The organism is Actinoplanes italicus, assembly GCF_003001815.1.
Lineage (GTDB): Bacteria > Actinomycetota > Actinomycetes > Mycobacteriales > Micromonosporaceae > Actinoplanes > Actinoplanes italicus.
On the sequence record NZ_PVMZ01000001.1, the window covers coordinates 138,250 to 162,119 of the forward strand.

Here is a 23,870-nt window from a genome sequence, read left to right on the forward strand (position 1 = left end):
GATAATCCGGACAAAATGTTTAGAACGCCTTGACCGAAAAGATGATGTTGCCGAGGTGGGCTGAATGGTCGGTAAGCGGGTAAAGCGACCACATGACACAGCACACCGCACCAGAAGACCTCGGCGCGCCGGTGTCGTACCTCGTCCTTAAGGACGGCACGGACGTCTACGACCGCTCCGGCGACCCGGTGGGCACGGTCAGTCACGTGCTCGCCGACGAGCATGCCGGCATCTTCCACGGCCTGCTCATCAACACCTCGGACGGTCACCGGTTCGCCGGTGCCGACCAGGTCGACGGCCTGTTCGAGCGCGGCGTGATCGTCGCCGAACCGGCTGCGGGGCTGGCCACGCCATCCGCCGACACACCCGCCGGGCTGGCCGAGAACCGCGCCACAGGGCTGCAGCGGGCCTGGGCGTGGCTGGTCGAGCCCAAATAATGAAAAAGACCGGCCCGTCATGAAAAATCGGGCCGGTCTTTCGCGTACGTCGGTCAATGCCCCCAGCGCACCAGCGCGGCGCCCATCGACATGCCGCCGCCGAAACCGGCCAGCAACACCAGCTCGCCGTCGCGCAGCGATCCGTTGCGGCTCGCCTCGTCCAGGGTGACCGGGAGGGACGCGCTGCCCACGTTGCCGTACCAGGGCAGCGTCAGGTGGGTGTGCGCGTTCTGCAGGCCGGCCGAGTTCACCAGCTCCTGCAGCATGATGCCGTTGGCCTGGTGCGGCACGAAGTGGTCGACGTCCTCGGCCTTGAACTCGTTGCGCCGCAGCAGCGCGTCGAGCGCCGGCGGCACCGAGGTGGCCACGAAGTCGCGGACGCCGCGGCCGTCCATCCGGAAGAAGTGGTCCCCGGCCGCGACCGTCTCCGCCGAGGCCGGCAGGCGGCTGCCACCCGCCTTGATGTGGATGAGGTCGTTCGCGTCACCCCGGGAGGCCAGGTCCAGGTCGATGATGCCGTAGCCCTCGGGCACCCGGCCGACCACCGCGGCACCGGCGCCGTCGCCGAAGAGCACGGCGGTACGCCGGTCGCTGAAGTCCAGGATGCGCGAGTAGACGTCCGACGCGATCACCAGCACCAGCGCGTCGGGCTGTGCCCGCACCAGGCCGTTCGCCACGCCGAGGGCGTAGACGAAGCCGGCGCAGACCGCGTTGACGTCGAAGCAGGCGGCCTGGGTGGCGCCGATCGCGTACTGCACCAGGTTCGACGTCGGCGGCTGCGGCGAGTCCCCGGTCGAGGTGGAGACGATGATGTAATCGATTTCGGCCGCAGCCACTCCGGCCCGCTCCAGCGCCGCGTGTGCCGCGCGGACCGCCAGATCGGACGCCGCCTGATCCGGGGCGGCGAACCTGCGCGCCTCGATCAGGGTCTTCCGGGACACCCACTCCGGGTCCGCGTCGGGCACCAGAGCGAGCAGATCCACATTGGTCACGACTCGTTCCGGGAGGTACGACCCGGTACCGAGAATCCCTACCGCCACGCCTGTTCCCCCAGCTCTCCGCACGTTTTCACGTTTCACGCTCCCGCCCTGCAAACGTAGTTGCGCAGGGCGGGAACTAGCGGATCGATCAGCTGGCGGTTCGGCTGATTAAGAACGGACAGTCGTTAGGCCACCATCGGCCCGCGGGCGTGTCTACTGACGACCGCGGTCGCGGTAGGTCCAGGAGCCGTCACCCAGCGTGGTGCGACCGGCGCGGTTGCCCGACTGCTGCTGCTGTTGCTGCGGCTGCGGCTGCGGCTGCTGCCACTGCTGACCGGCCGGCTGCCCGCCGAACGGGACCTGGGCCGATGTCTTCGCCTGGGCCCGCTCCTGGGCGTGCCGGGTGTCGATGCGTGCCCGCAGGTACTCGGCGGCCGCCCGGTCCTCCTCGGTGGGAGCCGAGACCAGGGCGTACCCCATGCCGATGATCGCGAAGACCACCGCGGCGCCGACCGGCACCAGCAGACCTGCCGCGGTCGCGCCCTCGACCGAGCCGAACTCGGCCTCCGGGACCACCGACATGGCGAGCATGCCGGTGAAGTGCATGCCGTTGACCGCGACGCCCATCACCAATGCGGAGATGAAGATCGCGATCGGCTTGGTGACGACCAGGGTGAGCCAGAGCGCGACGGTCGCGGCGACCACGGCGATCGCGATCGAGGCGATCACCTCACGGCCGGAGTAGTGGATCTCGCCGCGCAGCTGCATGGCCGCCATGCCGGTGTAGTGCATGGCCGCCACGCCGAGACCGGCCAGGATGCCGCCGATCAGGATCCGGATCTTGGAGGCCGTCCGTCCCAGCAGCGCGATGGACAGGCCGACGCCGACCGAGACCAGCGCGATGACGGCGCTGGCCACCGTCAGGCCGATGTCGTAACGGATCGGCGTGCCGTCCACGTCGAAGCCCATCATGGCCACGAAGTGCATGCTCCAGATACCGGTCGCGCCGATGGCGACCGCAGCCAGGGTGAGCCACCAGAAACGCTCACCGCTGGTCTTGGCCGACCTGAGCCGAACAGCGCTGGTGAGACCGAGTAGTGATCCGAGCACGGAAAGGATGTAGCTGACCGTTGGGGTCAGCGCCCCGTACTCGAAATGATGGATCTGCGCCATCTCGCGCTGTTCCTCTCGTTTGCGAATCCGCCGGGCTGCATACTGCCCGCACCACCGCCATGGGCGTGACTGATTGTGACGCAGGTTTCGTTAAGAGAGAACGTGCACAGCATCTCGATTTGGATCACGCCAAACGTGAGACCGGGCGGCTACCCGCACTTAGGGCTCATATTGCGACAGAACGTGACACAGCGATCACGAAGGAATTGTGACACCTAATATAACTTTCGGTAACACCGGAGAAATCCTCATATAGGTACGGTTCACCCAGCGCGGGACAGCAGGACCAACGCCTGTGCGCGCTGAGAATGCAGGATCTGCACGGTGTCCTCGGTGCATGTGCCCGGAGTCTCGTCCATCACGCACAGGGTTCCGACGACGTGCCCCTCGGCCGAATTCAAGGGCACGCTGGCGTACGACCGGACACCGCTGACCGAGAAGAGCGGGGACGTGGCGTACTCCTCGTCGGCGGCGCTGTCGCTGATCAGCACCGGCACGTCCTCGGCCACCACGATGGTGTCCGGCGACCACTCGACCGGCACTCCGCCGGCCTCACGCACCCAGCGCGGCATGCCGTGCGACCCGGCCACCACCACGCTGTCGTTGAGGACCAGGGTGATCGCCGCGGCCGGCACCCCGGTCACCTCGGTCAGACTCTCGGCGAACGCGTCCAGCGCGTCGGCGTGCGCCGGCCGGGTCAGGTAGTCCGAGACCGCGAGCAGGCGCCCGACGTCGACCAGTTGATGCGCGGCGTGGTGCTGCTCCGGCGCCTCCCCGTTGCTGCGCGCGGCGAGCAGCTCGTTGGCCGCCTCCACCACGTGCTTCGGGCGCACCGGCTTCGAGATCGTCACGTCGCAGAGCCCGCGGGCGGCGGCCGGCGCCGCGGCCGAAAGCATGATCAGCGGGATCGAGGCGGTGGCCGCGTCGTCGCGCAGCCGGCCGGCCACGTCCAGGCCACTCATGCCGGGCATGTGGTGATCGAGAATGATCAGATCCGGTCCGGTCTCACCGATCATGTCCAGGGCGGCCCGGCCGGTCGGCGCGGTCCGGACGGTGTGCCCGGCATTGCTCAGCACGGTGGCGAGAAGCTGTGCGATGTCGGTGTCGTCCTCGGCTACCAAGATCGACGCCATCTCGTACTCCCCTCGCCGAGAACAACGGGTCGACCGACACTAACCCGGCCCGGCTGCACCACGCCTGTGAACAGGCAATACAGCGGCCCAGAGGTGCCACGTAGGGTGGTGACCATGCGGGAACGTCTGACCAACTGGGCCGGGAACATCGACTTCGGCGCGCGGCGAGTGCACCGGCCGCGCACCTTCGACGAACTGGGCGAGGTGGTCTCCGCAGCGGACCGGCTCCGGGTCCTCGGCAGCGGCCACTCGTTCAACCGGCTCGCCGACACCGACGGCGACCTGATCTCCCTGGCCGGGATGCCGCGCACGGTCGAGATCAGCGCCGACCGCTCGACGGTCCGGATCGACGGCGGCATCCGGTACGGCGAACTCGCCACCCACCTGGCCGCCGAGGGCCTGGCCGTGCACAACATGGCGTCACTGCCGCACATCTCGGTCGCCGGCGCGATCGCCACCGCCACCCACGGTTCCGGCGTGCGCCACGGCAACCTGGCCACCGCCGTCTCCGGCCTGGAGATCCTCCGCGCCGACGGCTCGACGACGGTCCTCGACCGGTCCCACCCAGACTTCACCGGAGCGGTCGTCGGCCTGGGCGCGCTCGGCGTCGTCACGGCACTCACCCTCGACGTCGTTCCGGCGTTCGAGCTGCGGCAGTACGTCTACGAGAACCTGCCCGGGCAGTCCCTGCACGCCCATCTCGACGAGATCCTGTCGGCCGGCTACAGCGTCAGCCTGTTCACCCGCTGGACCGGGACCGACATCGACCAGGTGTGGCTCAAACGGGCCGAGCCACTCACCGGCGACCTGTTCGGCGCCCGGCCCGCCGACGGCCCGCGGCACCCGGTGCCCGGCATGCCCACCGTCAGCTGCACCGAGCAGGGCGGGGTGCCCGGTCCGTGGCACGAGCGGCTACCACACTTCCGGATGGAGTTCACCCCGAGCAGCGGCGAGGAGCTGCAGTCCGAGTGGCACGTGCCCCGGACCGCAGCGCTGTCCGCGATCGAGGCCGTGGCCGGACTCCGCGAGCGGGTCGCGGCGGTCCTACAGGTCTGCGAGATCCGCACGATCGCCGCCGACGACCTGTGGCTGAGCCCGAACCACGGCCGCGACAGCCTCGCCCTGCACTTCACCTGGATCGCCGACACCGACGCGGTGCTCCCGATCGTCGCCGACCTGGAGAAGGCGCTCGCCCCGTTCGACGCCCGCCCGCACTGGGGCAAGATCTTCACCACCGCCCCGGCCGATCTGCGCGCGTCATACGACCGCTTCGCCGACTTCACCGCCCTGGTAGACCGCTTCGATCCACAGAAGACGTTCGCCAACCCCTACCTCGAAACCCTGCTCCACTAACCCCAGCCCAACCCCGCCTCCAACCCCGGCTCCCGGCTCCCGCTCGCCCCCGCTCCCCGCTCGCCCCGCTCCCCGCACCAACCTCGCCACGCCTCCACCCGGCTCCGGCTCCGACCTCCCCCAAACCGACCGACCTTGTGAGTTTGGGGTGGAACGGGCGGCCAAAGTTCACAACATCGCCAGGAGGTAGGCGGTGTGGTCGGCCGCCACCAACCGCCAGCCATCCGCCACCAACCGCAAGTCAGCCGCCACCGCCGGCCGCCAGCCAACCCGCCGCCATCCGCCATCCGCCATCCGCCATCCGCCATCCGCCGTCCGCCGTCCGCCGTCCGCCGTCCGCGCGATCTTGTGAGGTTCCGGTCGCGTAGGCGCTCAAAGCTCTCAAGATCTAGCAAGAGCTGGGCGATGAGGCCGATCGGCCACAGCCCAACCACCACCGGCCAACCACCGCCGCCCGTCCGCCCGCCATCCGCCGCCCGCCATCCGCCATCCGCCATCCGCCATCCGCCGTCCGCCATCCGCCATCCGCCATCCGCGCGATCTTGTGAGGTTCCGGTCGCGTAGGCGCCCAGAGCTCTCAAGATCTAGCAAGAGCTGGGCGATGAGGCCGATCGGCCACAGCCCAACCACCACCGGCCAACCACCGCCGCCCGCCACCCATCCGCCCGTCCGCCCGTCCGCCCGTCCGCCCGTCCGCCCGTCCGCCCGTCCGTCCGCCCGTCCGCCCGTCCGCCCGTCCGTCCGCCCGTCCGCCCGTCCGTCCGCCGTCCGCCGTCCGCCGTCCGCCGTCCGCCGTCCGCCGTCCGCCGTCCGCGCGATCTTGTGAGGTTCCGGTCGCGTAAGCGGCCAAAGCTCTCAAGATCTGGCAGGGGTGGGCGGCGTGGTCGGTTGGCAGTCCTCCGCCAACCACCCGCCTGTCAGCCGCCGCCCGCAGGCAGTGGGCGGCGGACGTCAGCGACCACGGGCGGTGGGCGGTCGAGGCCAGCAACCACGGGCGGTGGGCGGTCGAGGCCAGCAACCACGGGCGGTGGGCGGTCGAGGCCAGCAACCACGGGCGGTGGGCGGTCGAGGCCAGCGACCACGGGCGGTGGGCGGCCGAGGTCAGCAGCCGCAAGCGACGGTGGCCGGGGCGGTCAGGTCGTCGACCGGGCGGGAGCTTCGGCCGTCGGCGGTGTCGATCGGGAAGCCCTCGCGCGCCCAGTACTCGAAGCCGCCGATCATCTCCTTGACCGGGTAGCCGAGCTTCGCGAACTCCAGCGCGGCCCGCGTCGCCCCGTTGCAGCCGGGGCCCCAGCAGTAGGTGACGACCGCGCTGCCGGGTGGCACCAGGGAAGCGGCCCGCGAAGCGATGTCCCGGGTCGGCAGGTGGATGGCGCCCGGGATGCGGCCCTGGTCCCAGGATTCGGTGCTGCGGGAGTCGACGACGACGAGGCCGGGGGTGCCGGACTCGAGGTCGTGGTGGACGTCGCTCACGTCGGTCTCGAAGCGGAGCCGGTTGCTGAAGTGTTCGATCGCGCTGGTCATGGCATTGATCGTGCCGCCCGGCGAGAAGGGGGCCCAGTGGCGGTGATGCCATCCACCGCTAGGATCCCGCCATGCTGTTGCATCAGGTCCGCAGTCGCGGGCACCAGGTCACCGTGCTCGCCTACGACGGCATGTCGCTGTTCGAGATGGGCATCGTCACTGAGGTCTTCGGCCTGCCCCGGCCTGAGTTCGACCGCGCCTGGTACGACCTGACCATCTGCGCCGAGACGCCCGGCCCGGTGCGGGTGATCGGCGGCGCGGCGCTGCACACCGAGCACGGCCTGGACACCTTCGCCGCGGCCGGAACGCTGATCGTGCCGGGAGTGCCGGACGTCCGGGCCGACCCGTCACCCGCACTGGTCGCGGCGCTGCGGGCGGCCCACTCCCGGGGTGCGCGGGTGATGTCCATCTGCTCGGGCGTTTTCGCGCTGGCCGCCGCCGGCCTGCTGGACGGGCGCCGGGCCACCACCCACTGGCGGTACGCGGAGGCGCTGCGCTCCCGTCATCCCGCCGTCGACGTCGACGCCGACGTGCTCTACATCGACCACGGCGACGTGCTGACCAGCGCGGGCAGCGCGGCGGGCCTCGATCTCTGCCTGCACGTCATCCGGCGCGACCACGGCCCGAGTGTGGCGAACATGGTGGCCCGCCGCCTGGTGGTGCAACCGCACCGGGACGGCGGTCAGGCCCAGTTCATCGAGGCGCCGATGCCGGACGAGCCGGACGACGACCGGCTGTCCCGGAGCATGGAGTGGGCTCTCGGCAACCTGACCGAGCCGATCACCGTGGAGACGCTGGCCCGGCGCGCGCACATGTCGGAGCGCACCTACCTGCGGCATTTCGCGCGGGCCACCGGGACCACGCCGATCCGCTGGCTGATCAACCAGCGGGTGCAGGCCAGCCTCGCGCTGCTGGAGGCGACCGGCACACCGATCGAGGAGGTCGCCGCCGCGGTCGGTTTCGAGAGCACGGTCACCTACCGGCACCACTTCGGACAGGCCATGCGCACGTCACCCTCGGCCTACCGCCGGGCCTTCCACGGCTGACCGGATTCGGACACCTCCGCCGGGGACCACGATGTCGCCGACGGTCGCCGGCGCCGTTCCGTGGTTGAAGAGGAACAGCCGATCACCGCGGCGCACCGCCTCCACCTCGGACGGCAGTCCGCTCAGCACCGGCTCCACTCCGGCGGCGGCCGCGACCCGGCGCAGCAGGGTTTCCAGGGAGTCGTCGGTCAGGCCGGTCGACACATACCAGGCGCTGCCCGCGCCGTACCGGTTCCGGGTGATCGCCGGCGCCCCGGCCAGCGGCCCGTCGGCGTAGAGGCTGATCGTCTCGGCTCCGGCGGTCTCGACCCGCTCGATCCAGCGGTTCGCGGTGAGTCCGTCGTCCAGCGTGATCGGGGTACCCGGCGCCTGCGGGTGCCACTCGACCACCCGTACGCCCAGAATCTCCCGGAAAGCACCGGGGTAACCGCCTAGCCGGATCCGCGTGTCGGGTTCGGCGATGCCGCTCAGGTAGGTCACCAGCAGGTGCCCGCCGTCCGCCACGTAGTCCCGGAAGGCGGCCGCCGCCTCGTCGGACACCAGGTAGAGGTGCGGCACGACGATCATCGCGTAGTCACCGAGCCCGGTGGAGACGCCGGGGAAGACGAAGTCGGTCTGCAGCTTGGCGCGGAACAGCGCGCGGTGTGCCTGGCGTACCGCGCCGAGGTAGTCGATGTCCGCCGACGGGAGCCCGGGCGCCTGCAGCGCCCACCATGACGGGGCGTCCCAGGTCACCGCGACGCTTGCGGCAGGCGGATCACTTTCGGACACGTCGGAGAGATTCTTGAGGGTACGCCCCAGCGCCACCGCCTCGCGGAACACCGGTGTGTCCGGCCCGGCGTGCGGCACCAGCGCCGAGTGGAACAGTTCGGCCCCGCCGCGCGGCTGCCGCCACTGGAAATACATGGCCCCGCGCGATCCGCGCGCCACATAGCTCAGGCTGTGCGCGGTGAGCCGGCCCGGCTCCTTGGCGTGCATCCGCCCGCGCGTGTAGATCAGGTTGGGCCCGGTCTCCATGAGCAGCCACGATCCGCCGCCCCAGCCACGTGCCAGGTCCGCGGCGAACGCGGTCTCCTCCTCGGCACCCGGCCCGGTGTCGTCCGGGTAGTGGTCGACCGCGACGACGTCGACCTCCTCGGCCCAGCGCGCGTGGTCGACGCTGACCCAGCCACCCTGCACGAAGTTGGTGGTGACCGGCACGCCCGGGTTGGCGGCGCGTAGCAGGTCACGCTGCTCGATGTAGCCGCCGAGCAGTTCGTCGGAGAGGAAGCGGCGGAAGTCGAGGGCGTGTGCCGGGTTGGGCAGGTACTGGGTGGCGCGCGGCGGCGCGATCTGCTCCCACGCGGAGTAGCGCTGGCTCCAGAACGCGGTGGTCCACGACTCGTTGAGGGCGTCCAGACTGCCGTGCCTCTTCCGCAGCCAGGTCCGGAACGCGGCGGCGGTGACGTCGCAGCGGCAGTCGGTGCCGTACTCGTTGTGTACGTGCCACATCGCGAGCGCCGGGTGGTGGGCGTACCGCTCGGCGAGCCGGCCGGCGATCTCCCGGGCCGCCGTGCGGTACGCCGGCGACGACACGCAGTAGGTGTCGCGGCTGCCGTGGGTGAGCCGGACCCCGTCGGCGTTGACCGGCAGCGCCTCCGGGTGGGCGAGGCTGAACCAGGGCGGCGGCGAGGCGGTCGGGGTGGCCAGCGCGACCCTGATGCCGCCGTCGTGCAGCAGGTCCATGACCCGGTCCAGCCAGCCGAACTCGTAGCGGCCCCGCTCCGGCTCCAGGTTCGACCAGGAGAAGACGCCGACCGTGGCGATGTTGACCCCGGCCCGTCGCATGAGCGCGACGTCTTCCTCCCAGATCTCCGCCGGCCACTGCTCCGGGTTGTAGTCGCCGCCGAAGAAGAGCATCCGCAAACCCACCCTTGCTATTAGTTTGAACCCTAAACAAAATATGAGCCGTGCAGAGCAACGTCAATCCGTCGTTCCGGGACGCCGTGGCCACCGAGGACTGGGAACACGCGCTGATCAGCGGCAACGGCAGGCAGGGCGTGCTCTGCTACGGCTCGCCGGCCGCGCTGCGCTTCACCCTCGCCCACGAGGACCTCTTCCAGCCGGTCACCGAACCGCTCCCGGCGCCGCTCACCGCCCCCCTGCTGCCGCGTCTGCGCGAGCTGCTCGCGGCCGACCGGTTCCGTGACGCGGCTCGCGAGGTCTGCGACCTCGCTGTTCGGGAGCATTCCGGGTACGGGCAGACGCGCTGGATCGATCCGCTGATCGGCGCGGGAACACTGACGTTCACCCCGGCGAACCCCGGTGACGGCTACCGGCGGGGCACCGACTTCGCCACCGGCGTGGTACGGCAGGAGTGGGCCGGGGTGACGGTGGACGCGTTCGTGTCCCGGGCCGCGGACGTGCTGGTCGTACGGGTGAACGGCACGGACGGCACGGTCGTGGCCGGGCCGATCGACGGTGAACCGGAGCAGCCTGTCGACTACTCGGTCGAGCGGTGCGGTGACGATCTCGTCCTGACCGGACGGTTCGCCGGACCGACATGGGCGGGAGCGCTCGATGGCTGGACCTTGGCAGTACGCGTAGAGCGTACGAAAGAAGGGGTTTTGATCGTCGCCCGAACCGTGACCGGAACGCCCTCGCCCTCCGACGCCCTCGCCGCCCTGCCGCATGGCGGCTTCGACGAGCTGCTCGAGGAGCACGCCACCCGGCACCGTGACCTGTTCGGCCGGGTCGAACTGGACCTCGGCGGGCATCGCGCGCAGCAGCTGTTCGACGCCGGGCGATACGCGATCATCAGCAGCACCGGAACCCGCCCGCCGACCCTGCAGGGCGTCTGGAGCGGCACCTGGTCGCCGCCGTGGCGCAGCGGCTGGACCATCGACGGCAACCTGCAGGCCGCGCTGCTCGCCGTGCACCCGACCGGTACCCCGGAACTGATGCCGCCGCTGTTCGACCTTCTCGACGACCTGCGTGACGACTTCCGGGAGAACGCGCGCCGCCTCTACGGGCTGCCCGGCCTGTTCGCGCCCGCGCATCTCGGCACGCACGGCCGGCAGAACCACTTCGGCCCGGTCTGGTGCCTGACCTTCTGGACCGCGGGCGCCGCCTGGCTGGCACGGCTCTACCTCGAGCACTGGCAGCACACCGGTGACCTGGAGTTCCTGCGGGAGCGGGCGCTGCCGTTCCTGCGGGAGGCGGCCGAGTTCCACCTGGCGTTCGCCGAGATCAGGGATGGGCGGGCACACTTCAGCCCGTCCTACTCCCCCGAGAACGATCCGGGCGGATCGGGCGCGCAGGCCTCGGTGGACGCGACCCTCGACGTGCAGGCGGTCGGCGCTCTGCTGCGCGGCCTGCTGACCGTGACCGAGGTGCTGGGCTCTCCTTCGGACGACGACCAGATCCGCTGGAAGAGCCTGCTCGCGGCGCTGCCGCCGATGCGCGTCAACGACGCCGGTGAGCTGGCCGAATGGATCGATCCGCGGTTCCCGGACAACCACGAGCACCGGCACTGCAGCCACCTCTATCCGCTCTACTACGGCGGCGACCCGGCGTTCGACGAGGATCCGGCGCTGCGCGCCGCGGCGGTGCGTGCGGTGCGGGCCCGCCTGCGGTGGTGGTTGAGCGAGGCTTCCGACGAGATGGGGTACGGCCTCGCGCTGCTCGGTGTCGCCGCCGCGAACCTCGGGCTGGCCGAGGAGGCGTACGCGGCCCTGACCCGCATCTCGGAGGCCTACTGGCGGCCCAACATGGCGCCCACCCACAACCGGGACCACATGTTCAACGTGGACCTGGCCGGCGGTCTCCCGGCATTGGTCGTGGCGATGCTGCTGCGCAGCCGGGACGTCGGCGCGGACGGCGTGGCCCGCATCGACCTGCTGCCCGCCCTGCCCACGGCCTGGCCCACGGGTTCGGTCCGCGGCCTGGTCGCCCGAGGCCCGGTGACCGTGGACCTGACCTGGTCCCCGGGCCGCTGGGAAGCCGTCCTGACCTCCCGCACCGACCGCACTGTCCAGGTCGGACGGCCGACCGGCACGACCGAGACGATCCGCCTCCGGGCCGGCCGGCCGTTCCACCTCAACCCTTGACGGCTCCGATGATGACGCCCTTCGTGAAGTGGCGCTGGATGAACGGGTAGACGATCAGCGCCGGCACGATCGTCACCACCACGACGGCCATCTTGATCGCCAGGCTGGGCGGCACCGACGAGCCGAGGCCCGGGATCGCGACCGCCGCACCCGACGTCGACGGCGACTGCCCGGCCAGGATGAACTGCTGCAGCACCCGCTGGATCGGCTGCAGGTCGTTGCGGTCGATGTAGAGGATCGCGTTGAAGAACGCGTTCCAGTAACCCACCGCGTAGAACAGGCCGACCACCGCGGTCACCGCCTTGGACAGCGGCAGCACGATCCGGGTGAGGATGCGCAGCTCACCGGCGCCGTCCATGCGCGCGCTGTCGTACAGCTCGCCCGGGATGCTCATGAAGAACGCCCGGAGCACCACCAGGTTGAACGCGCTGATCGCGGTCGGGAGGATCAGCGCGAGCAGGTTGTCCTTCAGTCCCAGGCCGGTCACCACCAGGTAGCTGGGGATCATGCCCGGGTAGATCAGGAACGTCAGCAGGAAGTAGAACAGGATCGACCGGTGCCCGAGCGTGCCGGGCCGGGACAGCCCGTAGGCGGCCAGCACCGTGACGATCAGGCTGAGGGCCGTACCGGCGAGGGTCACGATCGTGCTGACCAGGATCGCGTCGGTGACCTGTCCGCCCGAGAAGATCACCAGGTACGCGCGCGGGTCGAACTCGCGCGGGACGAAGACGTACCCACCGGCCTCGTTGATCGTCTTCTCGGACGAGAGGCTGGTGACCACGACCACCCAGAGCGGCACGATCACGACGGCCACCACCGCGGTGAGGATCGTGCCCTTGCTGAACTGGCCGAGCAGTGTGGGTTTCTCCTCCCACACCGGACGCGACGATTTGCGGCGGGGCCGGACTACGGTGTCTGCGCTCATGATTTCGAGTAGATCCCTTGCTCGCCGAACCGGTGCGCCAGCTTGTTGGCGCCCACGATCAGGAGGATGCCGATCACGGCCTTGAACAGCCCGGCGGCCGCGCCGACCCCCCACTGCTGCACCGCGATGCCCTGGTAGTAGACGTAGGTGTCGACCACCTCGGCCGCCTCCCGGCCGACCATCTCCCGTTGCAGGATGAACTGCTCGAAGCCGACGTTAAGCGCATCGCCGAGGCGCAGGATGAGCAGCAGCACGATGACCGACCGCAGGCCGGGCAAGGTGATGTGCCACATCCGGCGCCACCGTCCGGCGCCGTCGGCCGCGGCCGCCTCGTACAGCGAGGTGTCGATGGCCGCCAGCGCCGCCAGGAAGACGATCATGCCCCAGCCGGCATCCTTCCAGAGCGCCTGCGAGGTGATGAGGAACATGAACGTGTCCGGGTTCGTCATGATCTCGGGCGGCGTGTATCCGGCCTGCCGCAGCGTCTGCGCGAGGAGGCCGGCACCACCGAGCATCATCTGGAACAGCGAGACCACCAGCACCCAGCTGAAGAAGTGCGGCAGGTAGACGACGCTCTGCACCAGTGACCTGATCTTCGGCGACAGGATGCTGTTCAGCAGGATCGCCAGCAGGATCGGGATCGGGAAGTAGAAGACCAGCTGGAACGCGGTGATCGACAGCGTGGTGATCACCGAGTCCCAGAACGCCTGCGTCCCGAACAGATACTCGAAGTTGCCGAACCCGATCCACTCGCTGTAGAGGAAGGCCTCCAGCGGGTCGTCGCCGACGAACGGGTTGTAGTCCTGGAAGGCGATGATGTTGCCGAGCGACGGTACATAGTGGAACACCAGCAGCAACGCCATCGCCGGGAAGCACATGAGCAGCAGCGGCCAGTCCCGCCGCAGCCGCTTCCCGAAGGAGAGCTGCTGCCGCGAGACCGCCTTGTCGTTCTTCTTCGCCTTCTTCGCCTTGACCTCGGGCTCAGAGGCAGTCGAAGGCGCGCCGATACTCACTGATTCGCTCGCGAGCTCGCTCATCGCCCGTTGTCAGCCAGAACCTTGGCGTAGAAGTCGCGTCCCGCATCACCGCCGGCTTTCCGCCAGTCGGCAACGACCTTGTCAAGATCACTTACTGGGGTACGGCCACGCAGGATATCGGTGATCTTGTCCTCGGTCGGCTGCGCGATGGCGGCCATCTGCGTGGGCGTCTCCACCTTGATGCCGTCCCACGGGTTCTTCTCGAGGTACTGGGTCGCGTCGTTGCCCCAGTTCACGAAGTCCGCGGCGTAGGTGGGGATGTCCGGCCCGCCGACCACGACCGGCGGGCGGCCGCCGAGGAAGATGAACTGGTTCGCGAACTCCTTGACCCACAGGTCGTTGGTGACCGGAGTACCGCTGCCATCCCGCTTGAAGTGGGTGCCCTCGACGCCGAAGTTCTGCAGCTCCCACTCCTTGGTGCCGAACGGCGCCGCCGTGTAGTTGAGCACGCGGAGCAACTCCTGGACCCGCTCCTGGCCGACGCCCTTCTTGATGAACGTCCAGATGATCGCCGAGCGCGTCTGCCAGCGGACCGGCGGCTTGCCCTTGTCCGCGCCGAACACCTTCACGGCCTGCATGTTGAACTTGGGGTTGACCTGAACGGCCGGACGCCACGTCTCCTTCCAGGAGCCGCCGCCCGTGCCGTACATGAACATCTTGCCGCCCTTGAAGAGGGCCTGGGTGTCGCCGCCCTTGCTGGAGGCGATGTCGGGGTGGATCAGCTTCTCGGCGTAGAGCCTGGCCATGAACTCGACGGCCCGCTTGTACTCGGGCGTCTCCATGCGGTGCACGACCTTGCCGTCGGCAGTCTTCATCCAGCCGTTCTCCGAGCCGCCGGCACCGGCGATCTGCTGCACCTCGAGCCAGATGTCGCCGAACGCCCACTCACCCTTGTCGGCGTTCGTGAGGCTCTTGCCGAACTGGTAGAGCTCGTCCAGCGAGGTCGGGTCCGCGATACCGCGCTGCTCGGTGACGTCCTTGCGGACGAAGAGCACCGACGGGAAGGGCGCGTCGGTCGGGAACGGGACGCCCATCAGCTTGCCGCCCCACACCGAGTCCTGCCAGGCCCGGGTGTCCAGGCCGGCGAGCAGCGGGTACGCGTTGACCTTGTCACCGGCCAGGTAGGGCGTCAGATCCTCGAACAGTGCGTGCACGCCGTCGCTGAACCGGGCCAGCTTGTTGATCTCCCAGCCCGGGATGCAGGTCAGCTCGGGCACGTCGCGGGCGCCGAGCATGGTGTTGAGCTTGTCGCCGTACGTGTTGCCGTCCTGAATGCTGAAGTTGATCGCGCCGCCCATATCGGCGCCGACCGCCTCGACCAGCTTGTTCGCGGCCGGCGGGGCCGGACCCCACCACGGCGTGGTCGCGGTGACCGGCTTGCCGCTGGTGATCGCCTTCTCGGAGATCGCGTCGGCGAGCGAGGTGGGGTACTTCACGTATCCGTCGGCCATCGGCCGCACGCCCTTGACGTCCGGCGGCACCAGGGTGGAGTCCTTGAAGTTGGGAACCACACCGGCGGCCTGCTCGGCGGTGGTGGCCGAGCCCTGGGAGCGCGGGTCCTTGCTGCACCCCGCGAGCGTGCCGCCGCTCGCCATCGCCGCCGCGCCGAGGCCGACCAGCCCCAGGAAGTTCCGCCTGTTCGTCGACGCGCCTTCCATTGCTCTCGCCACGGCGCACCACCCTTCCGTTATGGGTTTAGTTTGGTTAGCGTCTAAACTAAGTACATCGAAGACAAGCTAACTGACGTGGTGCCGACCCGACAAGCATCGAATGGGAGCGCACCCACCCGGGCAGGCATCGATCAGGGGAGACGACGATCCGCGGTGATGCGGCAAGATGACCAGGCGGACAGCACGCGAAACTTCGAGCGGAGCTTGATGTGAGGACCACCCGGGCCGACCCTCAACCGGCCGACTTCACCGACGTGCGCGCCACGAACCTCGCCGTGGTCCTGCGGCACCTGCGCGCCAACGGACCCAGCTCGCGCGCCTCGATCGCCGCGTCCACGGGCCTCAACAAGGCCACCGTCTCCAGCCTCACCGGCAGCCTGATCGAGCAGCGGCTCCTGCGCGAGACCGGCCTCAGCGGCAACCGGATCGGCCGGCCCGGCACCGCGCTGGCCCTCGACGGCTCCGCCTACGCCGCGATCGGCCTGCAGGTCGCCGCCGACCGGCTCACCGCGCTCGCCGTCGACTTCGCCGGCGACCAGCTGCTGCTCTGGCACCGGCAGTTCGACGGCGGCCCGGCCGGCACCGGCCCCGGCCGCGCGGTCAGCGAGGTGGCCGCCCTGGCCCAGCGGGCCGCCAGCCGGGTACGCCAGCAGGGCCGGCAGGTCCTCGGCCTCACTGTGGCGGTGCCCGGGCTGGTCGAGGAGAGCGGCACGGTCCGGCTCTCGCCGCCGCTCGGCTGGTCCGACGTCGACCTCCGCGGCCTGCTCGCAGGCTCGCTGCGCCAGCCCGGCCTGGACGTCGCGGTCGCCAACCACGCCGGCCTGGCCGCGGTCGCCGAGCTGCGGCACGGCGGACACCCGGACCTCACCTACGTCACCGGAGCGGCCGGTGTCGAGGCGGGCATCGTGACCGACGGCCGGCTGCTGCAAGGCTCCCGTGGGTTCACCGGCCAGATCGGACGGTTCTCGCTCGGGCCGGCCGGCTCGCCCACGCTGGCCGACCTGGCCGGTGTCGAGCCGCTGGTCCGTCGCGCACTACCCGGCTTCGACCCGGAGTCACTGACCGACCTGACACCGGCGGTCGAACAGGTCGCGACCCTGGCCCGGTCCGGTGACCCGGACGTGCTGGCCGCGCTGCGGGACACCGGCTGCCACCTCGGTCAGGGGCTGGCCCTGCTCGCGAACCTGGTCAACCCTGAGGTGATCGTGCTGGGCGACCACTACGCGGCCCTGGCCGAGTGGATCCTGCCGGCGGCCGCGTCCGAGCTGGCGCGCAACACCCTGGCGCCCGACGCCGGGGGCGCCCGGCTGACGGTCTCCACGCTGGGCCTGCACGCCGCGGCCCTGGGCGGCGCGGTGTCCCACCTGGACCGCGTCGACACCGGCACCCTGCCCGCGTCCCCCTGACCCGCAGCGCGGTGACCTGCGGCTCGCCCGTGGGCACAGGTCACCACACACCCCGCCACACCCCAGCAGCGCGGTGACCTACGGTCCGCCCGTAGGCACAGGTCACCACACACCCCGCCACACCCCAGCAGCGCGGTGACCTACGGTCCGCCCGTAGGCACAGGTCACCACACACCCCGCCACACCCCAGCAGCGCGGTGACCTACGGTCCGCCCGCGGGCACACGTCACCACACACCCCGCCACACCTCCCAGCGCGGTGACCTACGGTCCACCCGCGGGCACAGGTCACCACACACCCCGCCGCACCTCCCAGCGCGGTGACCTACGGTCCGCCCACAGGCACACGTCACCATGCTCGCCCGCTGGGCTCCGCCATGTGGTCACCCGCGGTCCGGATCGGACCATGGGTCACCACGCACGAAGAGGCGGGGCGGGTAACAATCGATGACCAAACATGCCCGTAGCGCCTTGACCAAGCCGTAACTGTGGTGCGAGCCTCAGGGAACTCCGACCGAAACATTCGCGAAACCACTCGCGGAGGCTTCTTCCGCCGCATTGTCGAAGCGCTTCGACGACGCGGCTTGGCCCGAAGGAACACGTTGTGACCGAATCCCCCTCTCGCATCGTCTTTCGCGACCCGCACCAGAAGCTCGCCGCGCGGGTGTCCGACCTTCTGGGCCGGCTCGACCTGGCGGAGAAGATCACCCTCCTGCACCAGCACCAGGCCGCCGTCCCACGGCTCGGCGTCGGTTCGTTCCGGACCGGCACCGAAGCGCTGCACGGCGTAGCCTGGCTCGGTGTGGCAAGCGCTTTCCCCCAGGCCGTCGGTCTCGCCTCCAGCTGGGACGCGGATCTGCTGCGCCGGGTCGGCACGGCCGTCGGCACCGAGGTCCGCGCCATGCACCACCGCGACCCGGAGAACGTCGGGCTCAATGTCTGGGCGCCGGTCGTCAACCTGCTGCGCGATCCGCGATGGGGCCGCAACGAGGAGGGCTTCGCCGAGGACCCGTGGCTCACCGGGGTGCTGAGCACGGCGTACTCGCGTGGGCTGCGCGGCGACGACCCCCGCTGGCTGTGCACCGCGCCGACCCTCAAGCACTTCCTCGGCTACAACAACGAGACCGACCGGTGCCTCACCTCCAGCAACATGCCGCCGCGGGTACTGCACGAATATGAACTGCCCGCGTTCCGGCCGGCCATCGCCGCGGGCGCAGCGGTCGCCGTGATGGCGAGCTACAACCTGATCAACGGGCGGCCCACCCACCTGAGCCCACTCATCAACGAGGTGCTGCGGGGCTGGGCCGAGGACGACGTCATGGTCGTCGGCGACGCGTACGCCGTACAGAATCTCGCCGGTGATCAAAAGGTCTTCGAGGACCATCCGGCCGGGTTCGCGGCCGCGCTGCGGGCCGGCATCGACTGCGTGACCGAACCCGGGCCGCTCTCCGAGGAGTCGTTCACCGCGGCGCTCGAGCGTGGGCTGATCACCGAGTCCGACGTGGACGCCGCGGTCCGGCACATCCTCTCGGTCCGCATCCGGCTCGGCGAGTTCAACCCCGAGGACGACCCGTACCGGGCCATCGGCCCCGAGGTGATCGACTGCCCGGAGCACCGCGCTCTGGCCCGCGAGGCCGCCCGCGCCTCGATCGTGCTGCTCGGCAACGACGGCATCCTGCCCCTCGACCCGGCCGGCGCCGGACGCGTCGCGGTCCTCGGACCGCTCGCCGCGACGACTTTCGACGACTGGTACAGCGGCACTCCCCCGTACCGGCGGACCCTGCTCGACGCGGTCACCGAACGGGCCGCCGACGTCGTCCACCACGAGGGTGTCGACCGGGTGGCACTGCGCGGCCCGGCCGGTTACCTGAGCATCGGAGACGGTCCGGTGCGGGTGGTCGCCGCCGACGACGTACCGGACACCGCCCTGTTCGACGTGCTCGACTGGGGCGAGGAGACGATCTCGCTGCGGAGCGTGGCGAGCGGCCGGTTCGTCGGCGCCGACGGCCTCGGCCCGGAATCGCACCTGCTCGTCGACGACCGGCCGGGCCCGAACGGCTGGGAGGTCCGCGAGACGTTCCGCTTCGAACCGGCCGGCGACGGCCTGGTCCTGTTACACGTGCAGAGCGGCCGGTACCTGGTCGCCGGCGAGGACGGCCTGGTCCGTACCGCCGCCGGCACCACGGCCGAGGCCACCGTGTTCACGGTCGACCTGCTCGTCGACGGGGTGGCCGCGGCCGCCGCGCTGGCCGCGGAGGCCGACGTGGTCCTGCTGGCTCTCGGCAACCATCCGCTGGTGGCCGGCCGGGAGACCGCGGACCGCCGTGACCTGAACCTGCCCGGCACCCAGGACGCACTGGCACGGGCCGTGCACGCCGCCAACCCGCGGAGCGTGCTTGTGCTGACCAGCAGTTATCCGTACGCGATCGGCTGGGCCCGGGACAACCTGCCGGCCGTTGTCTGGTCCTCGCACGGCGGTCAGGAGCACGGCACCGCCCTCGCCGACGTGCTGTTCGGCAGCGACCGCTCCGGGCAGCAGGTGGACCCGGGCGGGCGGCTGACCCAGACCTGGTACACCGACGCCGGCGACCTGCCGGACCTGCTCGACTACGACATCATCGCCACCGACGCGACCTACCTCTACTACCGTGGTGTCCCACTCTTCCCGTTCGGGCACGGGCTGTCGTACACCAGGTTCACCTACGAGAACCTGCGGGTCAGCGCGGACACCGTCGACGCCGGCGGGGAGGTCACCGTCACCGTCGACGTCGTCAACAGTGGCGACCGTCCCGGCACCGAGGTCGTCCAGCTCTACACCAGGCAGCAGCGCTCCCGCGTGAAGCAGCCGTTGCGACGCCTGCGCGGCTACCGGCAGGTCCGGCTCGGACCCGGCGAGCGGACCACTGTGGAACTGCTGCTCCCCGCCGCCGAACTGGCGTTCTGGGACGTCACCCGCTCCCGGTGGGTGGTCGAGGACGCCACGCACACGATCGCTGTCGGCGCCTCCAGCACCGACTGGCGCCTGACGGCGACGCTGCGCGTCCACGGCGAAGGCATCCCGGTCCGGTCACCGAGGTCCGGCCTCAAGATGGTCGACAATGATGGGTACGCCCAGACGACTCCCGTGGCCATTCCGGCCCCACCCTTCGAGGCCCTCCGAAGCGACGAGCCGGAAGCATGGACGGTCTTCGACGACGTCGACTTCAGCGCCGGCTTCTTCCGGGTCACACTCCAGGTGCCGGCCGGCTCCAGCGAGGGCACGGTGGTGCTGCGCCTGGACGACCCGCTCGCCGGCCCGACACTGGCCACCCTGCCCATCCGCACGGCACCCACCCCGGCCGAGGTCTCGTCCCCCCTCACGCCCGTGACCGGGGTCCACACGCTGTTCGTTCTCCTCGAGGGAACCGGCGTGACGCTCACGGCGCTGTCCTTTCAGGACTGACCGGCCGCCGGTCGGCACCGCCCATCAATGCGACAGAACTTGCGAGGTTCGGCCGCCATCTCGACCCGAACCTCACAAGACCGTCCCGAGGGGCGACGCAGCAGGGTTCGGTCGATGAGGATCGAGGCATGAGCGACGTAGGACAGGTGCTGGCGTTCGCCGGGGTGATCGGGCTGGCAGCGGCCTCGCCCGGCCCGGACTTCGCCGTCGTGGTGCGGCGATCGGTGGTCGCCGGCCGATTGCACGGCATGCTCGCGGCGGCAGGTGTGGCGGCCGGGGTGTTCGTCTGGTCGGTGGCGGCCGCGATGGGGGTGGCGGCACTGCTTGCCGCGTCGGCTGTGGCGTTCACCGTGGTCAAGCTCGCCGGTGCGGCGTACCTGCTGTGGCTGGGGGTGACCGCACTTCTCGCCGCCCGTCGTGGCGGCGGTGGCCCGGACCAGCCGGAGACGGGGCGTGCCGTGACCCGCCCCTGGGTGTCGTTCCGTGACGGCCTGCTGACCAATGTGCTGAATCCGAAGTGTGGCGTCTTCTTCGTGGCGGTGCTGCCACAGTTCGCGCCGGTGGACGGCTCGCCGGCCGACGTGCTGCTGCTCTCGGTCGTGGCCGTCGCCGTGACGGTCGCCTGGTTCACCGTGGTGGCGAACCTGGTGGCCACTCTGCGTCGTCTGCTGTCCCGGCCGGTCGTGCGCCGCTCGCTGGACGCTGTGACCGGCGCCGTCCTTATCGTCCTGGGCGTGCGCCTCGCCGCCTCCTGACGCCGGCTGTGCGGCAACGCGTGTGAGACAGCGGTGCTGCACGGCCGGGGGTGCCGGGCGGCGGGACGGTGGCCCTACCATTCCGCCGCCCGGCTGCTCATGCGCCGGTGACGGCGGCTCCGGTGCGGGTCACCTGGTAGGTGACGGTCGCGCCGCTCCAGAAGACGAACTCCAGGTTCACCGGGGTACCGTCGCTGACCTCGGCGAAGAACTCCGGCGTCAGCTTGATGGCACCGGCGTCGTAGTCGGGGGCGAAGGCCCTGTCGAACTCCTTGAACGGGGTCCAGTTGTGCGGACCGGCGTTGCTGCCGTCGGCGTAGGTGGCCTTCAGCGTGGCGAGCCGGTCACCGTTGAAGGCGGTCGGCACGGCGAACGCCGCGGTGGTCCCGGTGGCGGCGGAGAGTCGCGGCACGTCATACGAGACGACATCGAGCCGCCACGGTACGCCCCGCGAGAACCGCAGTGTCAGGGACGCCTTCACCCCGTACCCGCCGGATTTGGTCAGTCGCGTCAGCAACCCCGCGGTGAGGGTGAGTTGATCGCCGGACACCTGGTAGTCGGGCCCCCGGCGAAGCGTGGTGTTCCCGAGCCGGACGTGGGTGAAGCCCGTGCCGTTGGGGTTGACGGTGATGGTCTGCGCGGTGACCGGCGCGGCCCGCGGGACGAACAGCAGGTCGCTCGCCGCCGTGCCGGAGCGGGTGCGCCAGCTGGACGAGATCTGGCCGAACAGTTCGGTGTCACGCCACACCCCGGCCGTACGGTCGAAGTGTTGGCCGTTGTCCCAGAGCATCGTGGTGACTTTGCTGATCCGGGCCTGGTGCCCGAAGAGCTCGAAGAACTTGAGCTTCTCGCCCTGCTCGATGGTCCCGGTGTGCCGGTCGAAGCCGAGCAGGCCGTATTCGCCGAGGATGACCGGAATGCCCTTGCTGATCAGGGAGTCGCGCAGCCGCTGGAAGGTGCCCATGAGGTCGGCCTGTGCGGTCGCGTCGAACCGGTAGCCGCCGGCCACGTTGACGCTGAACGGCCAGTACCCGTAGTAGTGCACGGTCGCGATCAGGTTGGGGTCGTTCAACGCCGCGAACTCGGCGTTGAGGGCGTCGAGGCGGCCCTGGTCGGCGTTGGTGTGCAGGGTCGGCAGGACGAGCAGCCGCTGGGCGTTGCCGCCTCCGGTGCCGCGCACGATCCGGTGGAAGGACGCGTTGAGCTCGGCGAGTAGAGCGTAGTTCTCGGCGTCGCCGGAGCTGCCGGCGAACTGGGGTTCGTTGACGCTCTCCAGGACGAGGCGTGGTGAGGCGTCGCGGAAGGCGGCGGCCACCTGGGTCCATACAGCGTTGTAGCGGGCCAGCACGTTGTCGTGGTCGGTGGGCATCGTGTTGATCCACTGCCACGAGTCGTGATGAATGTTGATCATCACGTAGAAGCCCTCGTCCAGTGCCCAGTCGACGACCTCCTGGACGCGGGCCAGGTAGGCGGGGTCGATGGTGTGGTCGGCGGACTGGTGCTGCCCCCAGGTCACGGGGACACGAATGCTGTTGAAGCCCTGGTCCCGGATGCCGGCCAGCAGTTCGCGGGTGACGCGCGGGTTGCCCCACGATGTCTCGTCGGCACCGGTGGCGTCGAGGGTGTTGCCCAGGTTCCAGCCCGGCTGCATGGCGGCGACAGCCTGCGCGGGCGTGCGGACGGGTTCGCGGGCGGCGGCCGGCCCGGCCACGGACAGGCCGGCGGCGAGCAGGCCGAGGACGAGCAACCTGCCGAGTAGTCGCGACATGACGCTCCTAGGGAGGACACGCGGTTGGGGGTGGCGAGTTGGGAGCGCTCCCCATCTGATCTCGGCAGACTATGTATGGACGTCAAACTATGTCAATCGATGAACGGGCCGCCCGGCGAGCAGGGGGATGCGCTTCCCGCCGGGACGACCCGTCCCATGCGGCCGCGCCGACCACCCGCTGCGTCGTCGAAGGGTGTCCTTCATCGCGTATCTGCCATTTCGCAGAAAGGCGAATACACGGAGCCCAGCGCACGAAGGCTAGTACTCGGTGCCTTCTACAAAAAGGCTGACTCACCGAATCATGCGCTTCAAGCAAACCGTTTCCAAGCCTCCGGCGAAATGTTGCGACAAGGGTTCGATCGGGTGGGACACGGCCCTCTAGCTGCAACTACGCAAGTTGCATGCAAGTAGGTTCGAACGGCAGCCTCCAATCAGGATTGGCACACAATTTCCGCGACTGCATATTGTCGCGGCGTCAAGAATCTTCGTACTCTAAAGCCCAACATCATCGATCGCCTTGAGTACGATGAAGCGGGGAGCAGCCATGCTTGTCAAGATCATCGACCAGATCACCGACGATGAGATGCACAAGGCAGCCTGGGAACTGTATGAAGGCGCGTTCCGCGACCTCCGCTCCCTCGCCGTGCAACGTCACCTGATGTACCGGTCTGAGTTCGAAGAGGTGATGCGTGACCCGAGGGTCGACAAGTACCTCTGCCTCAATGACGACGGCGAGCTCTGTGGACTGTCCACGTTCACCAACGACCTCTACGCGGTTCCGCTGATCGCACCCGAGTACTTCGAGCGCCGCTGGCCGGAGATGTATCACCAGAAGCGCATCTGGTACGTCGGCTTCGCCGCGGTCGGCATCGAGGCGCGCGACACCCGGGCCTTCTCCGAACTCGTGACTGCCATGCAGCAGACGGCCGCCGCCCGCAACGGGATGATCGGGATCGACTACTGCCGGTACAACGACGACGAGCACAACTTCGGCAGGGTGGTCCAGCTGATGCTGCGCAGGTTGTCGGGTGGCGCGGTGCGCGCCGAGTGCCTTGACCAGCAGTCGTTCTGGATCTACGAGTTCCCGCCCGCCGTCCCGCTTCGGGTTGCCGCCTGATCCTGGACTTGGCCATT

The 23,870-nt window shown here is 69.8% G+C and carries 17 protein-coding genes; 8 read left to right on the forward strand and 9 right to left on the reverse strand.

The features are described 5' to 3' along the window. Positions 1 to 92: 92 nt before the first annotated feature. On the forward strand, positions 93 to 437 hold the full coding sequence (locus CLV67_RS00710; protein ID WP_106315173.1) for a PRC-barrel domain-containing protein: 345 nt from the start codon (positions 93 to 95) through the stop codon (positions 435 to 437). Between the two features lie 53 nt (positions 438 to 490). Here the strand turns inward: CLV67_RS00710 and CLV67_RS00715 are convergent, their stop codons facing one another. The 3 genes from CLV67_RS00715 to CLV67_RS00725 form a co-directional block, all read right to left on the reverse strand. Then, the gene (locus tag CLV67_RS00715; protein WP_346265163.1) at positions 491 to 1,516 is read right to left on the reverse strand and encodes a 3-oxoacyl-ACP synthase III family protein; all 1,026 of its coding nucleotides are present in this window, start codon (positions 1,514 to 1,516) and stop codon (positions 491 to 493) included. Positions 1,517 to 1,630: 114 nt separating this feature from the next. Beyond that, complete coding sequence (locus CLV67_RS00720; RefSeq protein WP_106315175.1) at positions 1,631 to 2,590, reverse strand: MHYT domain-containing protein; 960 nt, start codon at positions 2,588 to 2,590, stop codon at positions 1,631 to 1,633. 263 nt (positions 2,591 to 2,853) lie between these two features. Continuing rightward, the gene (locus CLV67_RS00725) at positions 2,854 to 3,723 is read right to left on the reverse strand and encodes a response regulator (protein WP_106315176.1); all 870 of its coding nucleotides are present in this window, start codon (positions 3,721 to 3,723) and stop codon (positions 2,854 to 2,856) included. 114 nt (positions 3,724 to 3,837) lie between these two features. On the opposite strand from CLV67_RS00725, the gene CLV67_RS00730 reads away from it, so the two are divergent. Further along, positions 3,838 to 5,076, forward strand: a complete 1,239-nt coding sequence (locus tag CLV67_RS00730) for a D-arabinono-1,4-lactone oxidase (protein WP_106315177.1) — start codon at positions 3,838 to 3,840, stop codon at positions 5,074 to 5,076. A 1,101-nt stretch (positions 5,077 to 6,177) separates the two neighbouring features. On the opposite strand, the gene CLV67_RS00745 is transcribed toward CLV67_RS00730, so the two are convergent. Then, on the reverse strand, positions 6,178 to 6,600 hold the full coding sequence (locus CLV67_RS00745; RefSeq protein WP_106315180.1) for a rhodanese-like domain-containing protein: 423 nt from the start codon (positions 6,598 to 6,600) through the stop codon (positions 6,178 to 6,180). A 71-nt stretch (positions 6,601 to 6,671) separates the two neighbouring features. Here CLV67_RS00745 and ftrA point away from each other — a divergent pair, with 71 nt between their 5' ends. Further along, positions 6,672 to 7,646 (forward strand): transcriptional regulator FtrA, encoded by a 975-nt coding sequence (ftrA, locus tag CLV67_RS00750; RefSeq protein WP_106315181.1) that lies wholly within the window; start codon positions 6,672 to 6,674, stop codon positions 7,644 to 7,646. On the opposite strand, the gene CLV67_RS00755 is transcribed toward ftrA, so the two are convergent. Then, entirely contained in the window at positions 7,611 to 9,545 is a 1,935-nt protein-coding gene (locus tag CLV67_RS00755) for a beta-galactosidase (protein WP_106315182.1), read from the reverse strand. The two genes, ftrA and CLV67_RS00755, sit on opposite strands and share 36 nt — an antisense overlap. Positions 9,546 to 9,595: 50 nt before the next feature. Between CLV67_RS00755 and CLV67_RS54130 the strand changes: the two genes are divergently transcribed. Beyond that, positions 9,596 to 11,734 carry a glycosyl hydrolase family 95 catalytic domain-containing protein gene (locus tag CLV67_RS54130; protein WP_106315183.1) on the forward strand — a complete coding sequence of 713 codons (2,139 nt, stop codon included), beginning with the start codon at positions 9,596 to 9,598 and terminating at the stop codon, positions 11,732 to 11,734. On the opposite strand, the gene CLV67_RS00765 is transcribed toward CLV67_RS54130, so the two are convergent. From CLV67_RS00765 to CLV67_RS00775, 3 genes are read right to left on the reverse strand one after another with little or no spacing between them, the layout of a single operon-like run. Continuing rightward, a complete protein-coding gene (locus CLV67_RS00765) occupies positions 11,724 to 12,659 on the reverse strand; it encodes a carbohydrate ABC transporter permease (protein ID WP_106315184.1) in 936 nt (311 codons plus the stop codon). The two genes, CLV67_RS54130 and CLV67_RS00765, sit on opposite strands and share 11 nt — an antisense overlap. Beyond that, complete coding sequence (locus tag CLV67_RS00770) at positions 12,656 to 13,696, reverse strand: ABC transporter permease (protein ID WP_106315185.1); 1,041 nt, start codon at positions 13,694 to 13,696, stop codon at positions 12,656 to 12,658. The genes CLV67_RS00765 and CLV67_RS00770 overlap by 4 nt, the downstream gene beginning before the upstream one ends. Beyond that, entirely contained in the window at positions 13,693 to 15,366 is a 1,674-nt protein-coding gene (locus tag CLV67_RS00775) for an extracellular solute-binding protein (RefSeq protein ID WP_146168942.1), read from the reverse strand. Before CLV67_RS00775 ends, CLV67_RS00770 begins: the two co-directional genes overlap by 4 nt. Before the next feature lie 209 nt (positions 15,367 to 15,575). Between CLV67_RS00775 and CLV67_RS00780 the strand changes: the two genes are divergently transcribed. From CLV67_RS00780 to CLV67_RS00790, 3 genes are all read left to right on the forward strand, one after another. After that, positions 15,576 to 16,772 carry an ROK family protein gene (locus tag CLV67_RS00780; RefSeq protein ID WP_106315187.1) on the forward strand — a complete coding sequence of 399 codons (1,197 nt, stop codon included), beginning with the start codon at positions 15,576 to 15,578 and terminating at the stop codon, positions 16,770 to 16,772. Positions 16,773 to 17,375: 603 nt separating this feature from the next. Further along, positions 17,376 to 20,213, forward strand: a complete 2,838-nt coding sequence (locus CLV67_RS00785; RefSeq protein ID WP_239166159.1) for a glycoside hydrolase family 3 protein — start codon at positions 17,376 to 17,378, stop codon at positions 20,211 to 20,213. A 128-nt stretch (positions 20,214 to 20,341) separates the two neighbouring features. Then, positions 20,342 to 20,968, forward strand: a complete 627-nt coding sequence (locus CLV67_RS00790; protein ID WP_106315188.1) for a LysE family translocator — start codon at positions 20,342 to 20,344, stop codon at positions 20,966 to 20,968. Positions 20,969 to 21,065: 97 nt separating this feature from the next. Here CLV67_RS00790 and CLV67_RS00795 read toward each other — a convergent pair whose 3' ends face one another. Beyond that, positions 21,066 to 22,736, reverse strand: coding sequence for a cellulase family glycosylhydrolase (locus CLV67_RS00795; protein WP_106315189.1), 1,671 nt, complete (start codon positions 22,734 to 22,736; stop codon positions 21,066 to 21,068). Positions 22,737 to 23,280: 544 nt separating this feature from the next. Here CLV67_RS00795 and CLV67_RS00800 point away from each other — a divergent pair. After that, a complete protein-coding gene (locus tag CLV67_RS00800; RefSeq protein WP_106315190.1) occupies positions 23,281 to 23,853 on the forward strand; it encodes a hypothetical protein in 573 nt (190 codons plus the stop codon). Positions 23,854 to 23,870 lie beyond the last annotated feature (17 nt).